Source organism: Streptomyces daliensis (genome assembly GCF_054782395.1).
In genome coordinates this window covers 64,149-71,363 of sequence record NZ_BAAGSO010000136.1, presented here as the reverse complement: position 1 = coordinate 71,363, position 7,215 = coordinate 64,149, and the positions used below count along the sequence as shown (strand labels likewise).

General features: G+C 72.2%; 6 protein-coding genes and 1 riboswitch. All 6 genes read right to left on the bottom strand.

The window, feature by feature from the left end; genetic code table 11:
• Window positions 1-302: 302 nt before the first annotated feature.
• The 6 genes from ACYVOO_RS39145 to thiO all read right to left on the bottom strand — a co-directional run bounded on the left by ACYVOO_RS39145 (window position 303) and on the right by thiO (window position 6,950).
• Window positions 303-1,166, bottom strand: a complete 864-nt coding sequence (locus ACYVOO_RS39145; protein WP_461020487.1) for a deoxyribonuclease IV — start codon at window positions 1,164-1,166, stop codon at window positions 303-305.
• Between the two features lie 5 nt (window positions 1,167-1,171).
• Window positions 1,172-1,888, bottom strand: coding sequence for a transglycosylase SLT domain-containing protein (locus ACYVOO_RS39140; RefSeq protein ID WP_453346373.1), 717 nt, complete (start codon window positions 1,886-1,888; stop codon window positions 1,172-1,174).
• Window positions 1,889-2,294: 406 nt separating this feature from the next.
• Window positions 2,295-4,535, bottom strand: coding sequence for a Stk1 family PASTA domain-containing Ser/Thr kinase (locus ACYVOO_RS39135; protein WP_461020486.1), 2,241 nt, complete (start codon window positions 4,533-4,535; stop codon window positions 2,295-2,297).
• Window positions 4,536-4,689: 154 nt separating this feature from the next.
• Window positions 4,690-5,487, bottom strand: a complete 798-nt coding sequence (locus ACYVOO_RS39130; RefSeq protein ID WP_461020485.1) for a thiazole synthase — start codon at window positions 5,485-5,487, stop codon at window positions 4,690-4,692.
• A gap of 6 nt (window positions 5,488-5,493) precedes the next feature.
• The gene (gene thiS, locus ACYVOO_RS39125; protein WP_461020484.1) at window positions 5,494-5,739 is read right to left on the bottom strand and encodes a sulfur carrier protein ThiS; all 246 of its coding nucleotides are present in this window, start codon (window positions 5,737-5,739) and stop codon (window positions 5,494-5,496) included.
• Entirely contained in the window at window positions 5,736-6,950 is a 1,215-nt protein-coding gene (gene thiO / locus ACYVOO_RS39120) for a glycine oxidase ThiO (RefSeq protein WP_461020483.1), read from the bottom strand. The genes thiS and thiO overlap by 4 nt, the downstream gene beginning before the upstream one ends.
• A riboswitch (TPP riboswitch) is annotated at window positions 6,948-7,059 on the bottom strand. (Overlaps the previous gene by 3 nt.)
• Window positions 7,060-7,215: the final 156 nt, after the last annotated feature.

The following is a 7,215-nucleotide window of genomic DNA, read 5'->3' as shown; positions in this document are numbered from 1 at the left end:
GCCGAAAAGCCGACCCGCACTTGTCGCCGCCCGAGGAGACACCCCGGCACGGCACCGACCCCCACCACACACGCACCCCACAACCACGACCCGAGCCAAGAACCACGCGGCGCCAGCCGCAACACACCGCAACCACACGCCGCGCCGAAGCCACCCACCCGCACCCGAACACGACGCCCCGCCACACGACCGCACCCCCGGACAGGGTCACAAAAATCAGCGCGGGACCCTACAGTGCCCACCACACCGGCGACCCGTCCCGCGCAACACCCCCGTGAAACGCCGAACAGCCCAGCGCAGCGCTACCTCAACCCCTTGAGCCGGGCGACGTCCGCCGCGTGGCCCTCCTTGCCGCCCGGCGTTTCGATCACTAGGGGTACCCCCTCCGTCACGGGGTGCGCCAGCAGCTCGCCGAAGGGCTCTACGCCGATGTGGCCCGAGCCGATGTTCTCGTGGCGGTCCTTGTGCGCCCCCGCGACGTCCTTGGAGTCGTTCGCGTGGATCAGCCTGAGCCGCCCAGGCCCCGTCACCTCCACCAGCTCGTCCAGCGTGCGCTTCACCCCGCCGGGCGCCGCCAGATCGTGCCCGGCGGCGAAGACGTGGCAGGTATCGAGGCAGACGCCCAGCCTGGGGTGCCGGTCGAGAACGTCGAAGTACGGGCCGAGGTCCTGGACTTGGGAGCAGAGCGACGCACCCTGCCCCGCCGTCGGCTCCAGCAGCAGCCAGGGGTCGTCGTCGTGCGTCAGCTCGTCCAGCAGCGGCAGCATCAGCTCCCGCGCCTGCGCGAGCGCGACCCCGCGCTCCCTCCCGCCCGTCGCGGAACCCGTGTGGACGACGACACCGAGCGCGCCGATCTCACGGCCGCGCCGCAGCGAATGGCGCATCGAGTGGACGGACTTGTCGGCCGTGGTCTCGTTGTCCGAGCCGAAATTGATGAGATAGGGCGCGTGGATATACGGGGGGATGTTTTTCTCCGCGCACGCGGCGCGGAATTCCTCGTCCTGTCGGGGCGACCCGGGCGGGGTCGCCCAGCCGCGTGGATTGGCGACGAAAACCTGCACGGTCTCCGCCGCGATTTCCGCCGCATAAGAAATGCCGGTGGCGGCCAGGCCCCCTGCTACGGGGACATGGCCGCCAACCGGATTGCGCTGTCTGTTCGTCGTCACACGACTCAGTATGCCGAGTTCACGTTGTCCATCGAACCGTACCTGTCGGCCGCGTAGTTGCAGGCGGCCACGATGTTCGCGACGGGGTCGGTCAGGCTGTCCTTCGTGCCGTCGACGTGGTAGGCGTCGAAGGTGGGCTGGATCACCTGGAGGAGGCCCTTGGAGGGCACGCCGTTCTTGGCGTTGATGTCCCAGTCGTTGACGACGTTGGGGTCGCCGCCGGACTCGCGGATGATGTTCCGCTTGATGCCCTCGTAGGAGCCGGGGATGTTGTGCTTCTTCATGATGTCCCGGGCCTCGCGGATCCATCCGTCGAGGTTGTTCGGGTAGCTCTTGACCGCGGCACGCTGCGAGGAGCGGTTCGCGGCGGCCTTGGCCTCGCGCTCCTTCTTGGCGTCGGCGGCGGCCTTCTTCTGGGCCTCGTCCTGCTTGGCCTCGGCAGCGCGCTTCTGTGCCGCGGCCTCCGCCTTGGCGCGCTGCTCGGCGACGTCCATCTGGTCGCCGATGCCCTCGCGCTGAGTGGGGACGGTGGAGGACTGGGCGCTGAAGGAGACGGGCTCTGCGCTGATCGACTTGTTGGCGGTCGACTGGCTGGCGTCGCCCGCGTCCGCCGAGCCGGGGACGACGGTCAGGGCGAGCGCCGCGGCGCCTGCCGCGGTGATGCCCGCGGCGGAGTAACGCTGGATCTTGGTCATACGGGTGTAGCCGGGAATGGTGGGCATTGCGAGCGAACCTTTCCTTTGCTTTACGTCACAGAGGCCGGAAGGAGGCGTAGAACGCCGAGTTCCGATTCCCGGCGCCGTGCGACGTCAGCATTTGTAAAGGCTGGAAATACGGGAATCAAGAATGTGACGTACTATCCCGTTTCGTGGAGAAGGGGTGGCCCGCTCGTGCCTGCGGTGCCCGAATTTGGCGCCCATTGACCATTACGGGGCCACTAATCCCCTTCGTAAGTGATCTGCGTCCCGTGGGCGGCGTCACAAATTGTGGGGGGTTTAAACGCGGTGCGTTTCACCGTGTGCGCGGTCCGTGACGGTGTGGACGCACGCGCTGTGACGGCGTGAAAAGGACCGCCGAAGCCCTCGAATGAGGGGTTCGGCGGTCCCGGCGGGCCGACGCGTCAGGCGGTCAGCGGATCCAGAGGGTGACCTCGGAGCCGCGGGGGGCCTCCTCGCCGCCGCCCGGCGACTGGTTGAAGACGGTGTCGCCGATGAAGAGCCTGCGCACGTCCACGGTGAAGCCCGCTGCCTCCAGCTTCTCGCGGGCCTCGTCCTGAGCGAGGTCCTCGACGTCCGGCACCTCGACCATGTCCTGGCCCTTGGACACCGTCAGCGTCACGGTGTCGCCCTTGGCCCCCGTGGCGCCGTCGGCGGGGGACTGGCGGGCCACAGTGCCCTCGTCCTCCTCGGAGAAGACCCGCTTCTCGGCCACGCGGACCTTGAACCCGGCCTCGCGGAGTTCCTGCTGCGCCGAGCCCTCGTCCTCGCCGACGACGTCCGGCACCTCAAGGGGAGCGCCCTTGGAGACGGTGAGCGCGACGGCCGCGCCGGGCCGCTTCTTGGTGCCAGCGCCGGGGTCGGTGCTGACGACGGAGCCCTGCGCTGTCTCCTCGTCGAAGGCCCGCTTCACGTCGCCCGCCTTGAGCCCGGCTTCGCGCAGCTCGCGCTTGGCGTCGGACAGCGGGGTGCCCGAGAGGTCCGGCACCTTCACGATCTGCGGGCCGCGCGAGACGGTCAGGGTGACCGTGCCCGTGTTGCGGATGCGGGAGCCGGGCGCCGGATCGGAGTCGATGACGTGGCCGCGCTCGATGCGCTCGCTGTAGTCGCGGGTGACCTTGACGTCCAGGCCCGCGCTCTCCAGCGTCTTGGTGGCCTCGGTCTCCGTCTTGTCCAGCACGGCGGGGGTCTGCGTGAACTGGCCCGTCGTGACGTACCAGACCCCCGTGCCGATCAGGGCCAACAGCACGACGGCCAGGGTGACGACCACCCAGCGCTGCGAGCCGCCCCCGCGCCGGCGCCGGTGGCTGCCAGGGGAGTCCGGGCCGCCGGGCCCCTCCGGCGCGGTCTGCGGCGCCGCGAGCGCGGGCGAGGCCAGCCGGGTGGTGCGGTCCAGGACGCCGCCGTCCGCCGGGGCCGCGGGCCTGTCCATGGTGACCGTGGGCGAGGGGGTGGGAGTGACGCGGGGGAGGACGCTCGTGCGGTCCTCTGAGCCCGCGCCTTCGACGCCGTCGACGCCGCCGGGACCGCTGCCGTACCCGGAGACGGCGCTGTCCCCGTACCCCGTCACGGGTTCGTCCCCTGCCGGGTGCTCTGCCGCGTGCCCGGCGCCGTCCTGGCCGCCCTCGCCGTGCGCGAGGGCCCGCGCGGGCGCGTCGTCCGGGTCCGGCCCCGGCGCGGGTGTGCCGTGGTGCGGCGCGTCCTGCGTCTCGTCGCCCCGCTGTACGGGCGCCGCCGTGGCGCCGACGGCCATCGGGGGCACCGCGTCCAGCTCGGCGTCCGTGAGCCCGGCGCGGGCCGTACGCGTCTCGGACAGCAGCGCCACCGCGTCGTCGGGCCGGTCCCGAGGGTCACGGGCGCACGCGCGCGCCACCAGCGCGTCCATACCGGGCGCCAGCCCCGGCACCACCGCCGACGGGGCGGGTATCCCCTCGTGCAGATGCAGATAGAGCACCTGGGCCGGGGTGCTGCCCGAGTGCGGCTTGGCGCCCGTCAGCATCTCGTAGAGCATCACGCCGCACGCGTAGAGGTCCGTGCGGGTGTCGGCCTGGCCCTCCTCGATCTGCTCGGGGGCGAGATACGAGACCGTGCCGAGGATGGAGTCCGTGGTGGCCGAGGTCTGGCTGTCCACGGTCCGCACGAGGCCGAAATCGGCGACCTTGACCCGGCCGTCGTCCCCGATGAGGACGTTCTCGGGCTTCATGTCCCGGTGCACGAGCCCCGCGCGGTGCGCCGCGCCGAGCGCGGCGAGCATCGGCTCCATGACGTCCAGGGCCGCACGGGGCTGGAGTGCGCCGCGGTCGCGCAGGACGTCGCGGAGGGTGCAGCCCGAGACGTACTCCATCGCCAGATAGACGTAGCCGCTGTCCGTGCCCTGGTCGAAGACCCCCACCACATTGGGGTGGGCGAGGCGCGCCACGGACTTGGCCTCGCGGATGAAGCGGTCCACGAAGGTGCTGTCGACGGCGAGGGAAGGATGCATGACCTTCAGGGCCAGCTCGCGGTCCAGGCGGGTGTCGAGGGCGCGGTAGACCGTGGCCATGCCGCCGACGGCGATACGCGAATCGATGCGGTACCGGCCGTCTAGCACCTGCCCCACGAGGGGGTCTCCCCGGCCCTGGCCAGGGGAAGGATCCTGAAGGGTCGTATCCATATCGCGACGAGTCTACGAGCCGGTACCGACAGGGGAATCCGGGGAGCGGGAAGAGCGCGGGGACTGAAGCCGAACGGTGACACGCCCGTCACCGGAAGGATGGCCCCCAGAGTCGGCCCCCAGAACCTGCCCCGGAGAGACGGCCCCCTGGGCGTCACCGGAACGCGGGCCGCTCCGGGTCGAACTCCGCGACGCCCTCCGTCGGCGACGACGCCTCGGCGAAGTGGCGGCGCGGGATGCGCCCCGCGCGGTACGCCAGCCGCCCGGCCTCCACCGCGTGCCGCATCGCCTCGGCCATCAGCACCGGCTCCTGCGCGCGCGTCACGGCCGAGGCCAGCATCACGGCCGCGCACCCCAGCTCCATGGCGAGCGCGACGTCCGAGGCGATGCCCGCTCCCGCGTCGAGGACGACGGGGACGGAGGCGCGCTCGGTGATCAACTGGAAGTTGTGCGGGTTGCGGATGCCGAGCCCGGAGCCGATGGGGGAGCCCAGCGGCATGACGGCCGCGCACCCCACGTCCTCCAGCTTCCTGGCCAGCACGGGGTCGTCGTTCGTGTACGGGAGGACGGTGAAGCCGTCGTCGACCAGCGTCTCGGCCGCGTCGAGCAGCTCGACGGGGTCGGGGAGCAGGGTGCGCTCGTCCGCGATGACCTCCAGCTTGACCCAGTCGGTCCCCAGGGCCTCGCGCGCGAGGCGCGCCGTGAGGACGGCCTCGCCCGCCGTGTAGCAGCCCGCCGTGTTCGGCAGGACGCGGATGCCGTGCTCCTTCAGCACGGACAGGACCGAGCCCTGCACCGTCGGGTCGAGGCGGCGCATCGCGACCGTCGTCAGCTCCGTGCCGGACGCGAGGAGCGAGCGCTCCATGATGTCGAGGCTCGGCGCTCCGCCCGTGCCCATGATCAGGCGGGAGGTGAAGGTGGTGTCACCGATGGTGAGTGCGTCGTCGGCCATGTCGGGTCAGCCTCCCTGGACTGCGGTGAGTACCTCTACGCGGTCGCCCTCGGCCAGCGGCAGCGAGCCCCACTGGCCGCGCGGCACGACGGCCTCGTTGACGGCCGCCGCCACCCCGGAGGGCGCCGTGGTGAGCGTCGCGACGAGCGCTTCGAGGGTGAGCCCCTCCGCGACCTCGCGGGGCTCGCCGTTCACGGACACGGTGAGGGCGCGCGGAGAACGCGGGGGGTGAGGTATGCGGGGAGTCGTCATGCTGGCTGCTCCTGTAGCCGTCGCGTGAAACGCCGCGGGGTGAAGGGTCGCGCCTGCTCGGGCAGTTCACCGGTCGCCAGCAGCTCGCCCATGGCGTCGCCGGTGACGGGGGTGAGCAGCACGCCGTTGCGGTAGTGGCCCGTGGCCAGGTGGAGGCCCGCCAGCCGGGTGGGCCCCAGCAGCGGGGCGTTGTCGGGCGAGCCGGGGCGCAGCCCGGCGCAGGTCTCGGTCAGCGGCAGCTCGGTGAGCCCGGGGACCAGCTCGTGCGCGTCCCGCAGCAGCTCGTAGACGCCGCCAGCGGTGACCGTCGTGTCCCAGCCCATCTCCTCGCTGGTGGCGCCGATCACCAGCTCGCCGTTGGTACGCGGCACGAGATACACGTGCCCGCCGCGCACGACGGCCCGGACGGTCCTGGAGAGGAACGGCGCGTAGGCGGGCGGCACGCGCAGCCGCAGCACCTGGCCCTTGACGGGGCGCACCGGGGGCAGCACGCCGGGCGGCAGGCCCGCCCCGTCGAGGCCGTGCGCGCCCGTGGCCAGCACCGTCTGCCCCGCCGACAGCTCGCGGCCGTCGTCCAGGACGACGCCCGTGACCCGCTCGTCCGCGGCTGTCGCCAGGGCCAGCCGCGCCACCCGCTCCCGGGCGAAGCGGACCCCGGCCCGTTCGCAGGCCACCAGCAGCGCGGTGGCCAGGCGGCGCGGATCGGCCTGGTGGTCGCCGTCCACGCGCAGCCCGCCCCGTACGGAAGGGGCCAGCATAGGTTCGAGACGGCGGCACTCGCGGCCCGTCAGCCACTCCGGGTCCAGTCCGCAGCGCCGTTGCAGCGCGTGCAGTTCGCGCAGGTGGGCGCGGTCGTCGGCGTCCAGCGCTACGGCGAGGGTGCCGCAGGCGCGGTAGCCGATCTCCTGCCCGCTCGCCTCCGCCAGCTCGGCGGCGAACGACGGATAGCGCGCCGCCGAGGCGAGATTGAGGGAGAGCAGGGTCTCCTCGCCGTAGTGCAGCTCCGTGACGGCCGCGAGCATCCCGGCCGCCACCCGCGCGGCGCCCCCGCCGGGGGCCGGATCGACGACGGTGGTGCTCATCCCGCGCTGCGCCGCGCGCCAGGCGGTGACGAGACCGATGATCCCGCCGCCGACGACGAGCACGTCGGAAGTGGCCCCCGAAGTGGCCCCCTCCATGCCGTCCGTGGAGGCTGCCGTGGTGGTGCGCATGAGAATGCCGCTCCTCCCTTCGCCGGTATGACCCGGATCAGGTTCGTACGGTCGGAGGCCGCCAGCCTCCCTCTCAGCCCGGTGCGTCCGGGCTCCCGCGTATGCCTTCGCGTATGCCGTGGCGTCGTACGCCGTTGTCGCGCTCGCGATCCAGCCTACTGCGGCCCCCTCGGCGCGGGTAAGGGCGGGTGAGGGGCGTCCAGGGGCCTCGCCGCGACCCTCGGCGTCCCGGGCGTCCTAGAGTGACCTGGTGAGCGAGAGTCAG

Bases quoted from the DNA above. Each gene is read 5' to 3' on its own strand.
- thiO (WP_461020483.1), bottom strand. From the start codon at position 6,950: ATGCGCACCACCACGGCAGCCTCCACGGACGGCATGGAGGGGGCCACT.
- ACYVOO_RS39135 (WP_461020486.1), bottom strand. From the start codon at position 4,535: ATGGATACGACCCTTCAGGATCCTTCCCCTGGCCAGGGCCGGGGAGAC.
- thiS (WP_461020484.1), bottom strand. From the start codon at position 5,739: ATGACGACTCCCCGCATACCTCACCCCCCGCGTTCTCCGCGCGCCCTC.
- ACYVOO_RS39140 (WP_453346373.1), bottom strand. From the start codon at position 1,888: ATGCCCACCATTCCCGGCTACACCCGTATGACCAAGATCCAGCGTTAC.
- ACYVOO_RS39130 (WP_461020485.1), bottom strand. From the start codon at position 5,487: ATGGCCGACGACGCACTCACCATCGGTGACACCACCTTCACCTCCCGC.